The sequence below is a fragment of the Erwinia wuhanensis genome, assembly GCF_030484085.1.
Lineage (GTDB): Bacteria > Pseudomonadota > Gammaproteobacteria > Enterobacterales > Enterobacteriaceae > Erwinia > Erwinia aeris.
On the sequence record NZ_JAUJUH010000003.1, the window covers coordinates 457,994 to 476,871 of the forward strand.

At 57.1% G+C, this 18,878-nt stretch carries 17 protein-coding genes; 12 read left to right on the plus strand and 5 right to left on the minus strand.

All coding sequences use genetic code 11. The features are described 5' to 3' along the window. Positions 1–217: 217 nt before the first annotated feature. Together aas and lplT are read left to right on the plus strand one after the other, a co-directional pair. A complete protein-coding gene (gene aas / locus QZH36_RS09820; protein ID WP_301252539.1) occupies positions 218–2,383 on the plus strand; it encodes a bifunctional acyl-ACP--phospholipid O-acyltransferase/long-chain-fatty-acid--ACP ligase in 2,166 nt (721 codons plus the stop codon). Beyond that, on the plus strand, positions 2,376–3,590 hold the full coding sequence (gene lplT / locus QZH36_RS09825; RefSeq protein WP_301730089.1) for a lysophospholipid transporter LplT: 1,215 nt from the start codon (positions 2,376–2,378) through the stop codon (positions 3,588–3,590). The genes aas and lplT overlap by 8 nt, the downstream gene beginning before the upstream one ends. A gap of 83 nt (positions 3,591–3,673) precedes the next feature. Here lplT and QZH36_RS09830 read toward each other — a convergent pair whose 3' ends face one another. The 4 genes from QZH36_RS09830 to mutH all read right to left on the minus strand — a co-directional run bounded on the left by QZH36_RS09830 (position 3,674) and on the right by mutH (position 6,740). Further along, positions 3,674–4,714, minus strand: a complete 1,041-nt coding sequence (locus tag QZH36_RS09830) for an NADP(H)-dependent aldo-keto reductase (protein WP_125287383.1) — start codon at positions 4,712–4,714, stop codon at positions 3,674–3,676. Between the two features lie 180 nt (positions 4,715–4,894). Further along, on the minus strand, positions 4,895–5,110 hold the full coding sequence (locus tag QZH36_RS09835; RefSeq protein WP_125287384.1) for a YgdI/YgdR family lipoprotein: 216 nt from the start codon (positions 5,108–5,110) through the stop codon (positions 4,895–4,897). Between the two features lie 164 nt (positions 5,111–5,274). Further along, entirely contained in the window at positions 5,275–5,985 is a 711-nt protein-coding gene (locus QZH36_RS09840) for a TerC family protein (protein WP_253458743.1), read from the minus strand. Between the two features lie 68 nt (positions 5,986–6,053). Then, complete coding sequence (mutH, locus tag QZH36_RS09845; protein WP_253458745.1) at positions 6,054–6,740, minus strand: DNA mismatch repair endonuclease MutH; 687 nt, start codon at positions 6,738–6,740, stop codon at positions 6,054–6,056. Positions 6,741–7,427: 687 nt separating this feature from the next. On the opposite strand from mutH, the gene rppH reads away from it, so the two are divergent. The 8 genes from rppH (at position 7,428) to QZH36_RS09885 (ending at position 14,150) form a co-directional block, all read left to right on the plus strand. Then, complete coding sequence (gene rppH, locus QZH36_RS09850) at positions 7,428–7,952, plus strand: RNA pyrophosphohydrolase (protein WP_125287387.1); 525 nt, start codon at positions 7,428–7,430, stop codon at positions 7,950–7,952. Between the two features lie 11 nt (positions 7,953–7,963). Then, the gene (gene ptsP / locus QZH36_RS09855) at positions 7,964–10,210 is read left to right on the plus strand and encodes a phosphoenolpyruvate--protein phosphotransferase (protein WP_253458747.1); all 2,247 of its coding nucleotides are present in this window, start codon (positions 7,964–7,966) and stop codon (positions 10,208–10,210) included. Positions 10,211–10,349: 139 nt separating this feature from the next. Then, positions 10,350–11,231, plus strand: a complete 882-nt coding sequence (gene lgt / locus QZH36_RS09860) for a prolipoprotein diacylglyceryl transferase (RefSeq protein WP_253458750.1) — start codon at positions 10,350–10,352, stop codon at positions 11,229–11,231. Continuing rightward, on the plus strand, positions 11,228–12,022 hold the full coding sequence (gene thyA, locus QZH36_RS09865; RefSeq protein ID WP_253458753.1) for a thymidylate synthase: 795 nt from the start codon (positions 11,228–11,230) through the stop codon (positions 12,020–12,022). Before lgt ends, thyA begins: the two co-directional genes overlap by 4 nt. 296 nt (positions 12,023–12,318) lie before the next feature. Further along, positions 12,319–12,861: a prepilin-type N-terminal cleavage/methylation domain-containing protein gene (locus QZH36_RS09870; RefSeq protein WP_370734695.1), complete on the plus strand. Its 543-nt coding sequence runs from the start codon at positions 12,319–12,321 to the stop codon at positions 12,859–12,861. Then, the gene (locus QZH36_RS09875; RefSeq protein WP_301730163.1) at positions 12,852–13,403 is read left to right on the plus strand and encodes a prepilin peptidase-dependent protein; all 552 of its coding nucleotides are present in this window, start codon (positions 12,852–12,854) and stop codon (positions 13,401–13,403) included. Before QZH36_RS09870 ends, QZH36_RS09875 begins: the two co-directional genes overlap by 10 nt. Further along, a complete protein-coding gene (locus QZH36_RS09880; RefSeq protein ID WP_253458756.1) occupies positions 13,400–13,840 on the plus strand; it encodes a DUF2509 family protein in 441 nt (146 codons plus the stop codon). The genes QZH36_RS09875 and QZH36_RS09880 overlap by 4 nt, the downstream gene beginning before the upstream one ends. 16 nt (positions 13,841–13,856) lie before the next feature. After that, positions 13,857–14,150 (plus strand): prepilin-type N-terminal cleavage/methylation domain-containing protein, encoded by a 294-nt coding sequence (locus QZH36_RS09885; RefSeq protein ID WP_253458758.1) that lies wholly within the window; start codon positions 13,857–13,859, stop codon positions 14,148–14,150. A 1-nt stretch (position 14,151) separates the two neighbouring features. On the opposite strand, the gene QZH36_RS09890 is transcribed toward QZH36_RS09885, so the two are convergent. Further along, positions 14,152–14,298, minus strand: coding sequence for a hypothetical protein (locus QZH36_RS09890; RefSeq protein WP_253458761.1), 147 nt, complete (start codon positions 14,296–14,298; stop codon positions 14,152–14,154). Between the two features lie 230 nt (positions 14,299–14,528). On the opposite strand from QZH36_RS09890, the gene QZH36_RS09895 reads away from it, so the two are divergent. Next, a complete protein-coding gene (locus tag QZH36_RS09895) occupies positions 14,529–15,278 on the plus strand; it encodes an oligogalacturonate-specific porin KdgM family protein (RefSeq protein WP_253458764.1) in 750 nt (249 codons plus the stop codon). A gap of 104 nt (positions 15,279–15,382) precedes the next feature. Then, the gene (gene recC / locus QZH36_RS09900; RefSeq protein ID WP_301730091.1) at positions 15,383–18,751 is read left to right on the plus strand and encodes an exodeoxyribonuclease V subunit gamma; all 3,369 of its coding nucleotides are present in this window, start codon (positions 15,383–15,385) and stop codon (positions 18,749–18,751) included. Positions 18,752–18,878: the final 127 nt, after the last annotated feature.

The window sequence follows — 18,878 nt, forward strand, 5'->3', positions numbered from 1 at the left end:
CCGTGTAGCGCAGGTGCTAAAAAAGCGTGAGCGCTACTGGTTTTGGTTGTTCGCCAGCAGGAGCCTGTTTCTTCGGCCAGCGCCGCAAATCTTTTTGCAACGCTGCGGTATCCACACATAAATTGATTCAGCACGTCCTGATTTTTATGTTCCGCCATTGTCATGCGCAGCCATATCCTGCATCGTTACAGGCAAATTTATCTGCTAAGGAGATGGCATGCTGCTTTCATTTTTCCGTCTGCTGGTTGGGGTGCTCTACCGTACCCGGCTGGCTGGCGATCTTTCCCCGCTGCACCAGCCAAAGGTGCTGATTGTGCCCAACCATATGTCGTTTCTGGACGGCATGCTGCTGGCGCTGTTTTTGCCGGTTAAGCCGGTATTTGCCGTCTACTCTTCCATCAGCGAAAAATGGTATATGCGCTGGGTGCGCCCGCTGGTGGATTTTGTGCCGCTGGATCCGGCAAAGCCGCTGTCGGTCAAGCGTCTGGTAAAAACAATCGCGCAGGGCCGTCCGGTGGTGATTTTTCCCGAGGGGCGAATTACCGTCACCGGATCGCTGATGAAAATTTACGACGGTGCCGGTTTTGTCGCGGCAAAGTCGCAGGCTACCGTTGTGCCGCTGCGGATAGAGGGCGCGGAGTTTTCGCCGTTTGGTCGCCTGGCCGGCGTGTTTAAGCGCCGCCTTTTCCCGCGTATCAGCATGACCGTGCTTCCTGCCACCACCATCCCGATGCCGGAGGCCAAAACCGCGCGGGAGCGCCGCAGGCTGGCGGGAGAGCATCTGCACCATATTATGATGGAAGCGCGGATGGCGGTGCGCCCGCGCGAGACGCTTTATCAGGCGTTTCTGGCTGCCCGCACGCGCTATGGCTATTTCAAATCCTGTATTGAAGACGTCAATTTGCAGCCTGACAGCTACACGGGGCTGCTGAAGAAATCGCTGGGCGTCGGCCGGATCCTGGAGCGTTATACGTCGCCAGGCGAATACATTGGCCTGTTGCTGCCGAATACCACGGTGACCGCCGCCGCGATCCTGGGCGCGTCGATGCGTGGCCGCGTTCCGGCGATGCTTAACTACACCGCTGGCGTTAAAGGCGTGGGCAGCGCGCTGAAAGCGGCAGAGGTAAAAACGGTTTTCACCTCCCGTCAGTTTCTGGACAAGGGCAAGCTCTGGCATCTGCCCGAGCAGCTTACCGGGGTAAAATGGATCTTTCTGGAAGATCTGAAAGGAACGATTACCACGCAGGATAAACTCTGGATCCTCGGCCATCTTCTTCTGCCACGCCATGCTGAAGTGCAGCAGCAGCCGGAAGACGCGGCGATGGTGCTGTTTACCTCCGGCTCGGAAGGTCATCCTAAAGGCGTGGTGCATTCGCATAAAAGCCTGCTGGCGAATGTGGAACAAATCCGCACGGTGGCCGACTTTACGCCGCGCGACCGCTTTATGTCCGCGCTGCCGCTGTTTCACGCTTTCGGCCTGACCGTTGGGCTGTTTACGCCGCTAATGACCGGGGCAGAAGTGTTCCTTTATCCCAGCCCGCTGCACTATCGTATTATTCCGGAGCTGGTGTATGACCGGAACTGCACCGTACTGTTCGGCACCTCCACCTTTTTGGGCAACTACGCGCGCTTTGCTAATCCGTATGATTTCGCGCGCCTGCGCTACGTGGTGGCCGGCGCAGAAAAATTGCAGGAGGGCACGCGTCAGGTCTGGATGGAGAAATTCGGCATCCGCATTCTGGAAGGCTACGGCGTGACGGAGTGCGCGCCGGTGGTGGCCATCAACGTGCCGATGGCGGCGAAAAACCATACCGTCGGGCGTATCCTGCCGGGCATGGATTCTCGTCTGATTTCCGTGCCGGGGATTGAGCAGGGCGGGCTTCTGCAGCTGCGCGGGCCGAATATTATGAAAGGCTACCTCCGGGTAGAAAAACCAGGCGTGCTGGAAGCACCGCAGGCGGATAACGGCGAAGGACAGATGGAAGCAGGCTGGTACGATACCGGTGATATCGTCAGCTTTGACGAGCATGGTTTTTGTCAGATCCAGGGGCGCGCAAAGCGGTTTGCTAAGCTGGCGGGCGAAATGGTGTCGCTGGAAATTGTCGAGCAGATTGCGCTGAAGGCATCGGCAGAAAAACAGCACGCCGCGTCGATAAAGCCCGACGGCAACCGTGGCGAAGCGCTGGTGCTGTTTACCACCGACGGCGAATTAACCCGCGACAGACTGCAGAAGGCGGCTCGCGAGCTGGGCGCGCCGGAGCTGGCGGTGCCGCGCGATATTCGCGTGTTGCCGCAGCTGCCGCTGTTGGGCAGCGGGAAACCCGACTTCGTTACGCTGAAAAGCATGGCGGAACAGCCGGAAAAAGAGGCGGAAAATGCATAACTCATCCGGCAGCGAAAAGCTGCTTTCGCGCGGCATGATGGCGGTTATCGCCGCGCAGTTTTTGTCGGCTTTTGGCGATAATGCGCTGCTCTTCGCCACGCTGGCGGTGCTTAAAAACCAGGTCTATCCGGACTGGAGCCAGCCGGTGCTGCAAATGGTTTTTGTCGCCACCTATATCATCCTGGCGCCTTTCGTCGGCCAGATTGCGGACAGCTTCGCCAAAGGTCGGGTGATGATGGTCTCCAACGGCCTCAAGCTGCTGGGCGCGCTGACTATCTATTTCGGCTTTAATCCTTTTATCGGCTATGCACTGGTTGGCGTTGGCGCGGCGGCCTATTCACCAGCCAAGTACGGCATTTTGGGCGAAATCACCGGCGGCGAAACGCTGGTCAAGGCAAACGGCCTGATGGAATCCTCAACCATTGCGGCTATTTTGCTGGGATCGATCGCGGGCGGCGTGCTGGCGGACTGGAACCTGACCGGCGCGCTTATCGCCTGCGTGCTGGCCTACGGGCTTGCCGTAGCGGCGAACGTGCTGATCCCAAAACTGGCGGCGGCGAGGGCGGGGCAAAGCTGGCATCCACTGCGCATGTCGCTCAGCTTTTTCCACGCCTGTCGCGAGCTGTGGCGCAATGGCGAAACGCGTTTTTCGCTGGTGGGCACCAGCCTCTTCTGGGGCGCGGGCGTCACCCTGCGTTTTCTGCTGGTGCTGTGGGTGCCGGTCGCGTTGGGTATTACCGATAACAAAACGCCCACGCTGCTGAATGCCATGGTCGCCATCGGCATTGTGTTCGGCGCAGGCGCGGCCGCGAAGCTGGTGACGCTGAAAACGGTCGGCAGATGCATGCCGGCAGGCGTGCTGATTGGCGTGGCGGTGGTCTTTTTCGCCTTGCAGCACACGGCGGCAGGGGCTTACGGATTACTGATAGTTATCGGCATGCTTGGCGGCTTCTTTGTGGTGCCGCTGAACGCGCTGTTGCAGATGCGCGGCAAGGAGAGCGTCGGCGCAGGCAACGCTATTGCGGTACAAAACCTGGGCGAAAACGGCGCGATGCTGATCATGCTGGGGCTTTACTCGCTGGCCGTGAAGCTGGGTGCGCCGCCGGTAGCCACCGGCGTGGGCTTCGGTGCGCTGTTTGCGCTGGCGATTGCCGTGCTGTGGGGCTGGCAGCTGGCGCAGCATCGCCACACCAGAGTGGGGAAATAAACGGATTTTCAGAGCAAAAAAGGGGCGGAATTATTCCGCCCCTTTTTACTGGCTACCGTTAACCGTTTTCGTCAAAAAACGAGTTAAGGCGACGGGAAGGTGTAGCGGCGATGGATAGCTTCCAGCCCCTGCATCACTTCCTCATCCAGCGTCAGATTATAGCTGTCGATATTCAGCTGCAGCTGTTCCAGGGTAGTCGCGCCCAGCAGCGTACTGGCGACGAAAGGCTGCTGACGGACAAAAGCCAGCGCCATCTGGGACGGGTCAAGATTATGCTTTTTCGCCAGCGCCACATACCCGGCAATAGCCAGCTCGGCCTGTTCGCCGCTGTAGCGGGTAAAGCGGCTGAACAGCGTGTTGCGCGCGCCGGCAGGCTTAGCGCCGTTCAGGTATTTGCCGCTCAGCGTGCCAAAGGCCAGGCAGGAATAGGCCAGCAGCTCGACGCCTTCGTGCTGGCTGATTTCCGCCAGACCCACTTCAAAGCTGCGGTTCAGCAGGCTGTAGGGGTTCTGAATAGAGACAATGCGCGGCAGCTCGTGCTTTTCCGCCAGCTGTAAATAGCGCATCACGCCCCACGGCGTTTCGTTCGAGACGCCGATATAGCGTATTTTACCGGCGCGAACCTGCTCGTTCAGCGCTTCCAGCGTCTCCAGCAGCGTGACCGTGGCGGTATCTTCCGCATATTCGTAGTTCAGCCGTCCGAAGTAGTTGGTCTGTCGCTGCGGCCAGTGCAGCTGGTAAAGATCCAGATAGTCGGTGTTCAGCCGCTTCAGGCTGGCGTCCAGCGCCTGACGGATGTTCTTGCGATCCAGCGCCTGGCCCGGTCGGATTGAAGCATCCGCACCGCGTACCGGCCCGGCGACTTTAGAGGCCAGCACCACTTTTTCGCGATTGCCGCGCGCCTTCAGCCAGCTGCCGATATAAGTTTCGGTTAACCCCTGCGTTTCCGGGCGCGGCGGCACCGGATACATCTCAGCGGTATCGATCAGGTTAATGCCGGAACGGAGCGCCAGATCAAGCTGCGCATGGGCATCGGCTTCACTGTTTTGCTCGCCAAACGTCATGGTGCCTAATCCCAGGCTGCTGATTTCCAGCGTACTGTGGGGGATGCGATGATAATGCATGTGCCGGCTTCCTTTTTTCATTATTAAAAGACCAGCCTGGCGTGCGGGGTAAAACTGTTGAAGCAAACGCCAGATCCGGCTTTTGACTATAACCGTCGGGCGCTACAGGGGGAAGAGCGGATTTATCGGGAAGTGCGGTGGGGGCCACCTGTCGGAAAGCGTCAGGTGGCGGGATTGGGCTTAGCGTTCAACAATCGATGAAACCTCATCGCCGTTGATTTGCAGCTCATGGCCGGAGCGATCGGTGTACTTCACCAGACCGGTATCCTGATCGATCTCCGGTTTACCCTGGGTCATAATCATCTTGCCTTCTTTTGTCGCCATCACGTAATCACTGCTGCAACCGCCGAGCAGCGTGGCCAGCATCAGAACGGCCGCGCCAGACATCAACTTCATACTTCGCTCCCTTAGCCTTCAATTTGCCTGCATCAGTAATAGCGCATTTTACAGAAAGCGTTAACCGCAGAACTCCTAAAAAGGCGTCACAGCACGACGAACTATTGACTTTGATCGTAAAAACAACGGGAAGAAGCCGACCGGCAGCGCCGGTCGGCCTGGTATCAGGCGTGGTTTTTTTTGCCGCGTAGCAGGTTAAGACACTCTACCGACATGGAGAAGAACATCGCGAAATAGATATAGCCTTTTGGCACGTGAATATTGAAGCTTTCCAGGATCAGGGTGAAACCTACCAGGATCAGGAAAGTCAGCGCCAGCATTTTTACTGAAGGATGGCGGTCAACAAATTCACCGATAGCGCGGGCGGCAAACATCATCACGCCCACTGCAATTACCACGGCCGCCATCATAATAATCAGATGATCGGACAGGCCAACGGCAGTAATTACCGAATCAAGACTGAAGATAATATCCAGCAGCATAATCTGCACAATCGCGCCGGCGAAGGAATGAACATTGCTTTTATGTTCTTCTTCACCGCCTTCTATTGTTTCGTGGATCTCCATACTGGACTTCCACAGCAGAAAAAGCCCCCCGAACAGCAGGATTAAATCGCGCGCGGAAAAAGAGTGGTCCATCAACGTAAACAGCGGCGTGGTCAGGCGAATGACCCAGGCAATCGAGGCCAACAGACCCAGACGCATCAGCATGGCGCCCGCCAGGCCGATACGGCGCGCGGCGTTCTGCTGCTGTTTGGGAAGTTTAGCCACCACCAGAGAAAGAAAAATAATATTATCAATACCCAGAACGATTTCCAGAATCGTCAGTGTACCCAGCGCCAGCCAGGCGTTGGGATCGGCAATCCAGTCAAACATACAACGTTGCATCCTAAACGAAAGTTAAACGAAGAGTATACTCATCCGGATGCCGCTCAGCTAAAGCTTTACAGTAAAAAATGACGTGCCAGTAAGGGCGCGGTGAAAGCCTTTTTCAGGTAGAAGCCCCTGGGCAGCGTCATCACCGGCTGGCCGTTTTCGCCAATGCCTTCCGTCAGGGCTTTGCTGTTGGCGGCTTTGGGCCGGATTTGCAGCACTTCGCCGTGGCGGGCGGTAATACGCTCTACCTGTCCCAGCACGATCATATCCATCAGCTCTTCCCAGTCGCGCCGCAGCAGCAGCTCTTCTTCTTCACTGGGACTCCACAGCAGCGGGGCGCCGACGCGACGTTCGGCCAGCGGAATTGCCCGATCGCCTTCTACCGGGATCCATAATACTCTCGCCAGCTTATGTCGCACATGGCTGGTTTCCCAGACCAGACCGCTGTTGCCGGTCAACGGCGCCACGCAAACAAAGGTGGTTTCCAACGGGCGGCCCTGCGCGTCGACAGGAATAGTTTTCAGCTCCACGCCGATGTCGGCAAAATCCTGTTCTGGTTTGCTGCCTGCGCTGGCGCCCAGATAGCGTTCCAGTAGCATACCCACCCAGCCCTTATCGCGACGCAGGTCGCGCGGTATCGTAAGGCCCGCTCTCAACGCCAGTTCGCCCAGCGTAAAGCCAGCCAGCTGGCGCGCGCGTTCCAGTAACGCGGCTTCGTTTTCCGGCGGTAAAACCGGAGAAAAATAGTCTGGCATCGCCTGCTCTTGGTTGTTGGTTAAAAAATGAACAGTAGTTTTCCATATTAAAAGGGATGCGTTCATCCCTGAGGAAAAGCGCAATAATAGCATGATTAATCGCGGCTTTTTTTTGTCACTTTGCGGCCGCGATCGGGAAGTTGAAAAGGTTATGCCTGCCTGCGCACCGACAATGAACAGGATCTTACACGTAGTTATCCACAGAAAAATGGGATAAGTCGATTTTTAAAATAATACTGTTTCGATTTACAGGCTTGACGCGGCGGTTTTACCCGGGTTACCGCATTTTTTGCTTAGGATAGCAACATATCCTGTGGATAAAAAAGTCGGTGTTCGATCTTTCGCCACCTGCCTGGTGTCGTTATTGATCGGGGGCCCTGAAACAGCAGAAGGACGCGGTAGAATTGGATAAATCCCAATATTTATAATGCGTTAACCAAAGTATTAACCTTAGGCTAAAAGGCGCCACTCTGAGTTTTCCCCAGCGGCCAGGAGAGTTCTGCACAAAGATATCCACAGAAAAGGTGAATAAGATCGCGCAAAAGTGGCGATTTCTGTTTATAACTCTACGAATGTTCGCAAGTTATCCCGCGAATGCCGTCAGTAACGGCCCAAAAGCAGTGGTTTACCGTCTGTAAGGAGTATGAAACAATCAGGCTATCCGAGTATTAGTTTTGAGGTAGTCCAGTGATCGATGATGATGGCTACCGCCCGAATGTTGGTATCGTAATTTGTAACAGGCAGGGACAAGTGTTGTGGGCCAGAAGGTATGGCCAGCACTCCTGGCAGTTTCCTCAGGGAGGCATCAACCCTGGCGAAACGGCAGAACAGGCGATGTATCGAGAACTCTTTGAGGAAGTCGGTTTGCACCGCAAAGATGTGCGCATCCTTGCCTCTACCCGGAACTGGTTACGCTATAAGTTGCCGAAACGTTTGGTGCGTTGGGACACAAAGCCGGTTTGTATCGGCCAGAAACAGAAGTGGTTTCTTCTGCAACTCTTGTGCAATGACGCGGATATCAACATGCAAACCAGCAGCACGCCGGAGTTCGACGGCTGGCGCTGGGTGAGCTTCTGGTATCCTGTACGTCAGGTTGTCTCTTTTAAACGCGACGTTTATCGCCGGGTGATGAAGGAGTTCGCCAGCGTGGTGATGCCCCTGCAGGAGAATGCCGTACCGCGAAATACGCCTTATCGACGGAAGAGAGGGTAAGCCGCTCAGATATGCTTATACAGCTGCGCGAGATAGTGGAGAAAGTGGCAGGAGCGCCCCGGCTGACCGAGGCGCTCGACATTCTGGTCAGCGAAATCTGCCTGGCAATGGATACCGAAGTCTGTTCGGTCTACCTGGCCGATCACGACCGTCGCTGCTATTACCTGATGGCGACGCGCGGCCTGAAAAAGCCGCGCGGCCGCACCGTCGCGCTGGCTTTCGACGAAGGGATCGTCGGGCTGGTAGGGCGTCTGGCTGAACCTATCAACCTTGCCGATGCGCAAAGTCATCCCAGCTTCAAATATATTCCTTCCGTAAAAGAAGAGCGCTTCCGTTCTTTTCTCGGCGTGCCGGTTATCAGCCGCCGCCAGCTGCTGGGCGTACTGGTCGTTCAGCAGCGCGAGCACCGCCAGTTTGACGAGAGCGAAGAATCGTTTCTGGTGACGCTGGCTACGCAAATGGCCACTATTCTCTCTCAATCGCAGCTTAATACGCTGTTCGGACAGTACCGGCAAACCCGCGTGCGTGCCCTGGCCGCCGCGCCGGGCGTGGCGGTGGCCGCAGGCTGGGTAGAAAGCAACCAGCCGTCGCTGGATACCGTTTCGGCGGCCTCCACGCTGGATGCGGTGCGCGAGCGCGAAAGGCTGTCGCTGGCGATGGACGAGGCTTCCGGCGAGTTTCGCCGCTACAGCAAACGTTTCACCTCCAGCGTGCATAAAGAAAGCGCCGCCATTTTCGATCTCTATTCGCACCTGCTCAGCGACAACAGGCTGAAAAAAGATCTCTTTGCGGAGATCGACAACGGCTTCGTGGCGGAATGGGCGGTAAAGAAGGTCATTGAGAAGTTTGCCGCCCAGTTTGCCAGCCTGCAGGACAGCTATCTGCGTGAAAGGGCGGGCGATCTGCGCGCGCTGGGGCAGCGTTTGCTGTTTCACCTCGACGACACCATGCAGGGCACCAATACCTGGCCCGAACGCTTCGTGCTGGTGGCCGACGAGCTGACCGCCACGACGCTGGCCGAGCTGCCGCACGATCGCCTGGCAGGCGTGGTGGTCAGGGATGGCGCGGCCAACTCGCACGCGGCGATTATGGTGCGCGCGATGGGCATTCCGACCGTGATGGGCGCGGATATTCAGCCCGAGGCGCTCAACGGCAGGCTGCTGATCGTGGACGGCTATCGCGGCGAGCTGCTGGTGGATCCGGAACCGGTGCTGGTGCAGGAATATCAGCGGCTGATCAGCGAAGAAAACGAGCTGAGCAAGCTGGCGGAAGACGTGGTGGAGCGGCCTGCGACGCTGAAGTCGGGCGAGCCGGTAAAAGTGATGCTCAACGCGGGCCTGAGCGCGGAGCATGAGCAGGCGCAGGGCGGTCGCGTGGATGGCGTCGGGCTTTACCGTACGGAAATCCCCTTTATGCTGCAAAACGGTTTCCCTTCCGAAGAGGAGCAGGTCGCGCAGTATCAGGGGATGCTGCAACTCTTCCTGGAAAAGCCGGTTACGCTGCGCACGCTGGATATCGGCGCTGACAAACAGCTGCCCTACATGCCGATAAGCGAGGAGAACCCTTGCCTGGGCTGGCGCGGTATCCGACTAACGCTGGATCAGCCGGAGATTTTTCTGGTCCAGGTACGCGCCATGCTGCGCGCTAATGTCGCCAGCGACAACCTCAGCATTCTGCTGCCGATGATCACCAGCATTGATGAAATCGACGAGGCGCTCAGGCTAATCGAACGAGCCGGAAAGGAAGTGGAAGAGATGCTGGGCTACCCGATTCCCAGGCCGCGCGTCGGCGTGATGATTGAGGTACCCTCGATGATCTTTATGATCGGCCACCTGGCAAAGCGGGTCGATTTTATCTCCGTCGGCACTAACGATCTGACGCAGTACCTGCTGGCCGTCGATCGCAACAATACGCGCGTCGCCAGCCTTTACGACAGCCTGCATCCGGCGATGCTGCGCGCGCTGAAAACCATTGCGGAAGAGGCGAAGCGGGCCAATATCGAACTCTGTCTGTGCGGCGAAATGGCGGGCGATTCCAGCTGCGTCGCCCTGCTGGTGGGGCTGGGCTATCACCATCTGAGCATGAACGGACGCAACGTCGCCAGGGTGAAATATCTTCTGCATCATATTGATTACGAAGAGGCGCAGAAGCTGGCGGAAGCGGGCCTGCAGGCGGAACAGGCAAATGAGGTGCGCCACCTGGTCGCCGCCTTTATGGAACGGCGCGGGCTGGGCGGTCTGATCCGCGGTGGTCGATAGTTCTCTTATTAAAGTTTACAAAGTTCCATCGGGCCGCCTTCGTGCGGCCTGTGCTATGATGCGCGCCTCTGCGCGGCGCCGCACGCGCGCTTTATTCATTCCGTCACCTGAAATCAGGGACTATTAATAATGGTGAAAGATGACTAACGGCTATCTGGCTTTCCCCCAATTTGATCCGGTAATTTTCTCCGTCGGGCCGATCGCCCTGCACTGGTATGGCCTGATGTATCTGGTCGGCTTTATCTTTGCCATGTGGCTGGCCGTACGCCGCGCCAACAAGCCGGGCAGCGGCTGGAAAAAAGAAGAGGTTGAGAATCTGCTCTATGCGGGGTTCCTCGGCGTCTTCCTGGGCGGCCGCATCGGCTACGTGCTGTTTTATAATATGCCGCTGTTTCTGGATAATCCGCTCTATCTGTTCAAGGTCTGGGATGGCGGCATGTCGTTCCACGGCGGCCTGCTGGGCGTTATCTGCGTGATGCTGTGGTTCGCCCACCGTACCAAACGCAACTTTTTCCAGGTGGCGGATTTTATCGCGCCGCTGATCCCTTTCGGGCTGGGCGCCGGCCGTCTGGGCAACTTTATCAATGGTGAACTCTGGGGACGCGTAGCGCCCGATCTGCCATGGGCGATGCTGTTTCCCGGCTCGCGCGGCGAAGACGTAGCGCTGGCCGCCACCCATCCTGAATGGCAGTCGCTGCTGGCTACTTACGGCGTGCTGCCGCGCCATCCTTCTCAGCTCTATGAACTGCTGCTGGAAGGCGTGGTGCTGTTTATCATTTTGAACGTTTTTATCCGTAAAAATCGTCCGATGGGCGCGGTATCAGGCTTGTTCCTGATCGGCTACGGCGTATTCCGCTTTATCGTGGAGTATTTCCGTCAGCCAGACGCCCAGCTGGGCCTGTTCGACAATTTTATCAGCATGGGGCAAATCCTTTCGACGCCGATGATTATCGCCGGCGCGATTATGATGATTTGGGCGTATCGCCGCCGTACCGTGCAACACGTTCGTGAGGAAAAATGAAACAGTATCTGGAATTAATGCAGAAAGTGCTCAACGAGGGCACGCCGAAAAATGACCGTACCGGTACCGGCACGCTGTCGATTTTTGGTCATCAGATGCGTTTCAACCTGCAGGAAGGCTTTCCGCTGGTGACCACCAAGAAGTGCCATTTGCGTTCGATTATCCATGAGCTGCTGTGGTTTCTGAAGGGCGACACCAATATCGCCTATCTGAAAGAAAATAAAGTGACCATCTGGGACGAGTGGGCCGATAAAAACGGCGACCTTGGCCCGGTATACGGCAAGCAATGGCGCAGCTGGGGCGCGCCGGACGGCCGCCAGATTGATCAGCTGGCAAAAGTGATGGAGCAGCTGAAAAACGATCCGGACTCGCGCCGCATCATCGTCTCCGCGTGGAACGTGGGCGAGCTTGACGAGATGGCGCTGGCGCCGTGCCATGCCTTCTTCCAGTTCTACGTGGCGGACGGCAAGCTTTCCTGCCAGCTCTATCAGCGCTCTTGCGATGTGTTCCTTGGCCTGCCGTTTAATATCGCCAGCTATGCGCTGCTGGTGCATATGGTGGCGCAGCAGTGCGATCTGGAACCGGGCGACTTTGTCTGGACGGGCGGCGACACGCACCTCTACAGCAACCATCTGGAGCAGGCGAATCTGCAGCTGACCCGCGAGCCGCGTGAGATGCCGAAGCTGGTGATCAAACGTAAACCCGCTTCGCTGTTTGATTATCGTTTTGAAGATTTCGATATCGAAGGTTACGATCCGCATCCTGCCATTAAGGCGCCGGTCGCCATCTGACCGACTAAGGGAGCGAGCTTTCGCTCCCTTTTTTACGACCCGACAAAGCTGCTGCCGTTCTCTCTGCTGTACTAAATTTAAGTATCCCCGTGTTGCCACCGTTATTTCTGCCTTTTTCTTTCCTGCCCAGAGCTTAAGCGCCGCTATCTTGCCGCTGCCGTTCTCTTAACCGCTTTCTTTTCTGCCCGGAGCTTAAGCGCCCACCTGTCTGAACTTTATTTTTGCCGACAGGATGGCGCGGTAAAACCGCAGCGGAAAAGGTTGTTTTTCCAATACAGGCCGCAAAAAAACAGGTAATGAAACATCCAAAGCGTAAACGGCCGGAAAGCCGCTCGCATGATGGCTTTTTGTGGCTGGCAACTTTGCTCGCCAACGGCACAATAGAGCACATGAACAGAGCAGGCTTTACCTTACCGGAATTGCTGATCGTCATGACTATCGCCAGCATGCTGATGGCCGGCGCGGTCGGTGGCTGGCAGCAGTGGCAGCAGACGCAGCGGCTAAACGCGAGCGCGCGGCAAATCCAGCATTTTTTACTGCGGCTGCGCAGCGAGACAAACTGGCATAACCGGCAGGCGCTGCTGTGGAAAACGGATGGCGCTTCGTGGTGCCTGGGCAGCGGCCCGGTGCAGGCGTCCTGCCATGGCCGCCAGCGCCGAACGTTAACTGCGCCCTGGCCTGCGATAAAAATAGCCTCGCTCACGGAGGGGATGGGATTTTATGGCCGCCGCAACGTGGCCAAACCGGGCCGGATCGTGATCGTCGGCGCGGCGGGCGAACGTCATATTATCCTGTCGTCGAGGGCAAGGGTGCGCATTTGTCAGGATGCCTGTCCGTGAAGCGCGGTGGTTTTACCCTGCCGGAAATGTTAGTGGCGTTGGCGATTAGCGGCGTACTGATGCTGGGCGCGGCAAAATTTCTGCCGCTGTTGCAGATCGGCAATCTGCGGATCCTGCTGACCTTTCAGCTTCACGAAGAGCTACAGCTGATGATGAGCACGCTGGAAAAAAGCGTGCGGCGCGCGGGCTACTGTCACGGCAAATGCCAGGGCGAAGGGCTGCAGACGATCGGCGAAAAAAACGCATGCCTGCTGGTGCGCTGGGACGAGAACAGCAACGGCCGCTGGGAAGGGCCGGGCAATGACAACAGCGACTACTATGGCTTCCGGCTGCGCGACGGCAATCTGGAGGCGCAGCGCGGCGTACAGAGCTGCGACAGCGGCGGATGGGAAAAAATGAACGACCCGGACAGCATAGTAATCAGCGATTTTCGCGTGCTTAAGCACGCGAGACAGATCCGACTGCTGCTTGGCGGCTATGCCAGACGTTTTCCGCAGCTGCCGCTAACCGTCGAGCGCTGGATCACGGCGGAAAACTTGTGAATACGCAGCAGGGAAGCGGTGCGCTGCTGATGGCGATCCTGCTGTTGCTGATGTCGACGGCGCTGCTCAACGCCACCCGACAGCAGCTGGATGCATCGTTAAGCCTTGTGGCGGACGAGCGGCTTTATCTGCGGCAGGCCAGCCTGGCCGCTTCGGCGCTGGAGGCGGGGAAAAGGGAAAAATGGGCGTCGACGGTGGTTTGGCGCTGCCTTACGGCACGGCAGCAGCCTGACTGGCGGGCCTGTTTTAAAGTGACAACGAAAGGCGAAGCCTTATTACGTGGTGACGGCGGCAAAGACACTATCGCCTTTTATCAATGGGTAACCCACGATGAACAAAATGGCCGCGTACATCCACAGCCGCACGGCTGGCTTGATTTTTGTCCGTTGGCGCAGGAAGAAGACTGCCTGCCGGACAGGGAAACCGCAGGGCTTTAGCCTGCCGGAAACGCTGGTGGCGCTGCTGCTGTTTAGCCTGAGCTCGCTGGCGCTGGTTCAGTATCAGCTGGCGCTGGGAAGAAGCTTTCAGCTGCAGCTACAGCAGCGGGAAGCGGTCAGGCTGGCCCGGCAGCGGTTCGAAGGCTATCAGGCGCCCGGCTGGCAGACGATGCTGGAACAGCAAACGCTGACCGAAGGCTGCATGCTGTTAACGGCGCGGGTTATCAGTCCTGCCGGGGCTAAAGCTGCATTATCGCAGCTGAGCTGTAAAAGCGAAGACCAACAGGAAAGTGCAGAGCTGCACAGGTAGTTTATGCTGTCGTCGTTTTGAAAAAGCCTGAAAGCAGCCAGCGGCCGATTATCTCTTTATGAGAGATAACAGCCGGAAATCTTTTTTCTGCTGCCACAGAAAAAAACAAGCTGGCAAAATAGCGAAGGTTCGGGACGTAACTATCCATTACTTTCCCTGTCATAATATTTTTGTTTTTATCAAGTGACTTTGCTTTTCAGGCGGTTTTGAAAGTTTTTATAAAAATATCTTTTCCCGTGTCAGTATTAACACAGAACGGCAGCGGCTTTTTGTATTAAGGAGGTATACCAGGACGGTTAACTATCCCGACTGAATCTGCCTGGCAATTAATGCAGTCAGTAACAGGCTCTTTTAATAAACCTTCACGGATGAAACAAGATGAAAATAGCAACGAAACTTTTACTCTCCCTCTCTTTATCCGCGGTATTTCTTCCCCCGGCGGGCGCAGATGCCGTCAAAGATGTGACCGTGGATTATCGACACGGCTACCGCCTGCGCGACCGCACCCACTACGATAAGCTGGCGCTGGGTGCCAGCCTGCCTGATAATTACGTTTTTAGCGTCGAAACCAAATTTAAAACCGGCGGCCCGGACCCGAAAGATAAATATTATAACGACATAGTTTTGAACGTAGTCGAAATGACGCTGATGAAAAACTTTTTTTATGGCGACTGGACTTTTACCCCTTTTATTCAGCCAGAGTTCAGTTCGGTGAGAACGGAATGGAAATTTGGCGTCGTGCCCTGGTATAAAATTAATGACAGCTGGTCTGTTGGCGGCATGTATCGCCTGGAGCTAAGCGACTATGCGCATGACGGCCAGTGTGGTGAAGCCGGTCACGACTATTGCAGCCTGGACAAGCACCGTACCGTTAACCGCTTTGATGCCTATTTCCGCTACCGCTGGAAAGATTTAACCACCACCTATAAATACATTTATATGCACGGTGACGATTTACTGTTCGCCAATAAGAAAAATAACTACGAGCAGGAGCTACAGTTTGATTATGTAGTTGGCGCGAACAGAGAGTGGCGGCCTTATGTCACCTTCGCCGATATCGGCCGCAGCGCTTATTCCAGCGAGCGCCAGCTCCGCTTAAGGCTGGGGGTCGCTTACACCTTTAAATAACTTTCGGCTACATAAACGGTAAACGGCCTGACAGCCGCATTTGCAACAGCCTCCGGACGGGGTAGAGTGTGCACGCAGAGCGCAACACCGTACCAGGAGCAGGCATGTTTACCGTTTATCACTCGAATCAGCTGGATCTTTTAAAAACGCTGGCGGCTTTTCATATTGAAAACCAGCCGCTGCGCGATCCTTTCCAGTCCGAAGTGGTGCTGGTGCAGAGTCCCGGTATGGCGCAGTGGCTGCAAATGTCGCTGGCCGAGCAGTTCGGCATTGCGGCTAATATCGCCTTTCCGCTGCCCGCGTCCTTTATCTGGGATATGTTTGTCCGCGTTCTGCCGGGCATTCCTAAAGAGAGCGCCTTCAGCAAAGCCAGCATGAGCTGGAAGCTGATGACTATCCTGCCAAAGCTGCTGTCGCGGCCGGAATTCGTTATGCTGAGCCACTACCTTTCCGATGATGAAGACAAGCGCAAATTGTTTCAGCTCGCGTCGCGGGTAGCCGATCTTTACGACCAGTATCTGGTTTACCGCTCGGAGTGGCTTAACAGCTGGGAAAAAGGGCAGCAGATCGAAGGGCTGGGCGAAGCGCAGCAGTGGCAGGCGCCGCTGTGGGCGGAGCTGGTTGCCTGGAACCGCGAGCTGGGCCATCCGGAATGGCACCGCGCCAATCTTTACGCGCGGTTTATCGCCACGCTGGAACAAAGCAGTACCCGGCCGCCAAACCTGCCGGATCGCGTATTTATCTGCGGCATCTCCGCGCTGCCGCCGGTGTACCTCCAGGCGCTTCAGGCGCTCGGCAAGCATATCGATATCCACCTGCTGTTTACCAACCCGTGCCGCCATTATTGGGGTGACATTCAGGATTACGCTTTTCTGGCTAAGCTGCAAAGCCGCCGCCGCGAGCACTACAAACAGCAGCGGGAAAGCGCGCTGTTTCGTGAAGAAGACGCCGCCAGCCTGTTTAACGAGGCGGGCGAGCAGCAGCTGAGCAATCCGCTGCTGGCTTCCTGGGGTAAGCTGGGGCGCGACAACCTGTTTTTGCTGGCGCAGATGGAGTGTCGGGAAATCGACGCCTTTGTCGATATTGAACCGACCACGCTGCTGCAAACGCTACAGCACGATCTGCTGGAGCTGGAAGACAATGCCGTGATCGGCCTGAAGCGGGAAGAGTGGGAATCCAGCCTGGGCAAGCGGGTGCTGGATCCCGACGACCAGTCGGTGACTTTTCACCTCTGCCACAGCCCGCAGCGCGAAGTGGAAGTGTTGCAGGACAGGCTATTGGCGATTATGGCGGAAGATCCGCAGCTTTCGCCGCGCGACATTATCGTGATGGTGGCGGATATCGACGCCTACACGCCGTTTATCCAGGCGGTTTTCGGCAATGCGCCTGCGGAACGCTGGCTGCCTTTTTCCATCTCCGACCGTCGCGCCAGCCAGGCGCATCCTGCTTTGCAGGCCTTTATTGCGCTGCTGAGCCTGCCGGACAGCCGCTTTACCTCCGAAAGCGTACTGGCACTGTTGGAAGTGCCGGCGGTTGCCAGCCGTTTCTCTGTTGATGAAGAAGGGCTGCGGCGGCTGCGGCACTGGGTCGGCGAGTGCGGCATTCGTTGGGGGCTGGATGACGACACGGTGCGCGAGCTGGATCTGCCGCCAACCGGACAGCATACCTGGCAGTTCGGCCTGACGAGAATGCTATTGGGCTACGCCATGCACAGCGATATCGGCCACTGGCAGGGCGTGCTGCCCTATGATGAATCCAGCGGCCTGATTGCCGAGCTGGTGGGGCACCTGGCCGAGCTGTTAATGCAGCTGCGTCGCTGGCGCGAGCGGCTGAGCGAGCCAAGAGCACTGGAGGCGTGGCTGCCGCTCTGTCGCGAGCTGCTTGGCGATTTCTTTGAAGGCGATGCCGAGGCGGAAGCGGCGCTGGCGCTGATTGAAGAGCAGTGGCAGCAGGCCATCAGCTACGGTATTCAGGCCGAATATCAGCAGGCTATCCCGCTGTCGCTGCTGCGCGACGAACTGCGCGCCAGGCTGGATCAGGAGCGGATCAGCCAGCGCTTTCTTGCGGGCCCGGTTAACTTCTGTACGCTGATGCCGATGCGATCCATTCCCTTTAAGGTGGTTTGCCTGCTGGGCATGAACGACGGCGTCTACCCGCGCACGCTGCCGCCGCCGGGTTTCGATCTGATGAGCCAGCAGCCGAAAAAAGGCGACCGTAGCCGTCGCGACGACGACCGCTATCTGTTTCTGGAAGCCATTAACTCCGCTCAGCATCAGCTCTATATCAGCTATATCGGCCGCACCATACAGGACAATTCGGAACGATTCCCTTCGGTGCTGGTCAGCGAGCTGGTGGATTATATCGGGCAAAGCTTCTGTCTGCCGGAAGACCGTCAGAGCGATGTGGATACCAGCGCGGCGCGGGTTATCGCGCATCTGCATCACCTACACAGCAGGATGCCGTTTGCGGCGGAAAACTTTCTGCCGCAGGCGCGTTATCAGAGCTATGCGGCGGAGTGGCTACCGGCAGCGAAGGCGAGCGGCGTGCCGCATCCGCCATTTATGCAGCCGCTGCCGGAGGAAAATATTGCCGAGCTTAACTTCGACCAGCTGCTGCGTTTCTGGCGTCATCCGGTACGCGCCTTTTTCAGCCTGCGGTTGGGCGTCAGCTTCAGCGCGGAAGACATGGAACTGCCGGATGCGGAACCTTTTATTCTGGATAACCTTAGCCGTTACCAGCTCAATACCCAGCTGCTGAATACCCTGATTGAAGGCCAGCCGGGCGAACCGCTGTTCGATCGTCATCGCGCGGCGGGCAATCTGCCGTATGGCGCCTGGGGCGAACTGTTCTGGCAGGATCAGCTGGCGGATATGGCCGAACTGGCCGGCGTGGTGCGCGAGCAGCGCAAGGATGCCGTCAGCCAGGAAATCAATCTTCAGGTTGGCGGGCTTCAGCTGAGCGGCTGGCTGCCTGCCGTACAGGACGATGGCCTGCTGCGCTGGCGGCCAGGCCACCTTAACTTTACCGACGGGCTGGCGCTGTGGCTGGAACATCTGGTCTACTGCGTGCTGGGCGGCAGCGGCGCCAGCCGCATGTACGGACGTAAAGAGAGCCGCTGGTGGTTCCCGCCGCTTTCCGCCATTGAGGCCAGCGGCTGGCTTGAACGCTATATCGAAGGCTATAAAGCAGGCATGTGCGCGCCGCTGCTGCTGCTGCCCAAAACCGGCGGTGCCTGGCTGGAGGCCTGCTATGACGAAAAGGCGGCGGCGGTCTCTTACGATGAGGCGACGCAGGCAAAAGCGCGCAATAAGCTGCTGCAGGCCTGGCAGGGCAATATGCAAATAGAAGGCGAGGGCAGCGATCCCTATCTGGCCCGGCTGTTCCGCACGCTGGATGAAGCAACGCTACAGCAAATCACGCACAACGCCGAAGTCTGGCTGCTGCCGCTGCTGCGGATGAATGACATTAACTGAGACATCCTGTAGTGTTACTTTATAACCCCATTTCGCTTTTTTTTCTGTCCGCTCCTGGCCAGCGGAGTCTTTAGGGTCGTCGTTTAGCTGTCGCCGCTTCGGGGGCGCAGAAAGCACGTTAGATTGT

Bases quoted from the DNA above. Each gene is read 5' to 3' on its own strand.
- QZH36_RS09895 (WP_253458764.1), top strand. From the start codon at position 14,529: ATGAAAATAGCAACGAAACTTTTACTCTCCCTCTCTTTATCCGCGGTA.
- QZH36_RS09830 (WP_125287383.1), bottom strand. From the start codon at position 4,714: ATGCATTATCATCGCATCCCCCACAGTACGCTGGAAATCAGCAGCCTG.
- lplT (WP_301730089.1), top strand. From the start codon at position 2,376: ATGCATAACTCATCCGGCAGCGAAAAGCTGCTTTCGCGCGGCATGATG.
- mutH (WP_253458745.1), bottom strand. From the start codon at position 6,740: ATGCCAGACTATTTTTCTCCGGTTTTACCGCCGGAAAACGAAGCCGCG.
- QZH36_RS09890 (WP_253458761.1), bottom strand. From the start codon at position 14,298: ATGGATAGTTACGTCCCGAACCTTCGCTATTTTGCCAGCTTGTTTTTT.
- recC (WP_301730091.1), top strand. From the start codon at position 15,383: ATGTTTACCGTTTATCACTCGAATCAGCTGGATCTTTTAAAAACGCTG.
- thyA (WP_253458753.1), top strand. From the start codon at position 11,228: ATGAAACAGTATCTGGAATTAATGCAGAAAGTGCTCAACGAGGGCACG.
- lgt (WP_253458750.1), top strand. From the start codon at position 10,350: ATGACTAACGGCTATCTGGCTTTCCCCCAATTTGATCCGGTAATTTTC.
- ptsP (WP_253458747.1), top strand. From the start codon at position 7,964: ATGCTTATACAGCTGCGCGAGATAGTGGAGAAAGTGGCAGGAGCGCCC.
- aas (WP_301252539.1), top strand. From the start codon at position 218: ATGCTGCTTTCATTTTTCCGTCTGCTGGTTGGGGTGCTCTACCGTACC.
- QZH36_RS09840 (WP_253458743.1), bottom strand. From the start codon at position 5,985: ATGTTTGACTGGATTGCCGATCCCAACGCCTGGCTGGCGCTGGGTACA.
- QZH36_RS09870 (WP_370734695.1), top strand. From the start codon at position 12,319: ATGAAACATCCAAAGCGTAAACGGCCGGAAAGCCGCTCGCATGATGGC.
- QZH36_RS09835 (WP_125287384.1), bottom strand. From the start codon at position 5,110: ATGAAGTTGATGTCTGGCGCGGCCGTTCTGATGCTGGCCACGCTGCTC.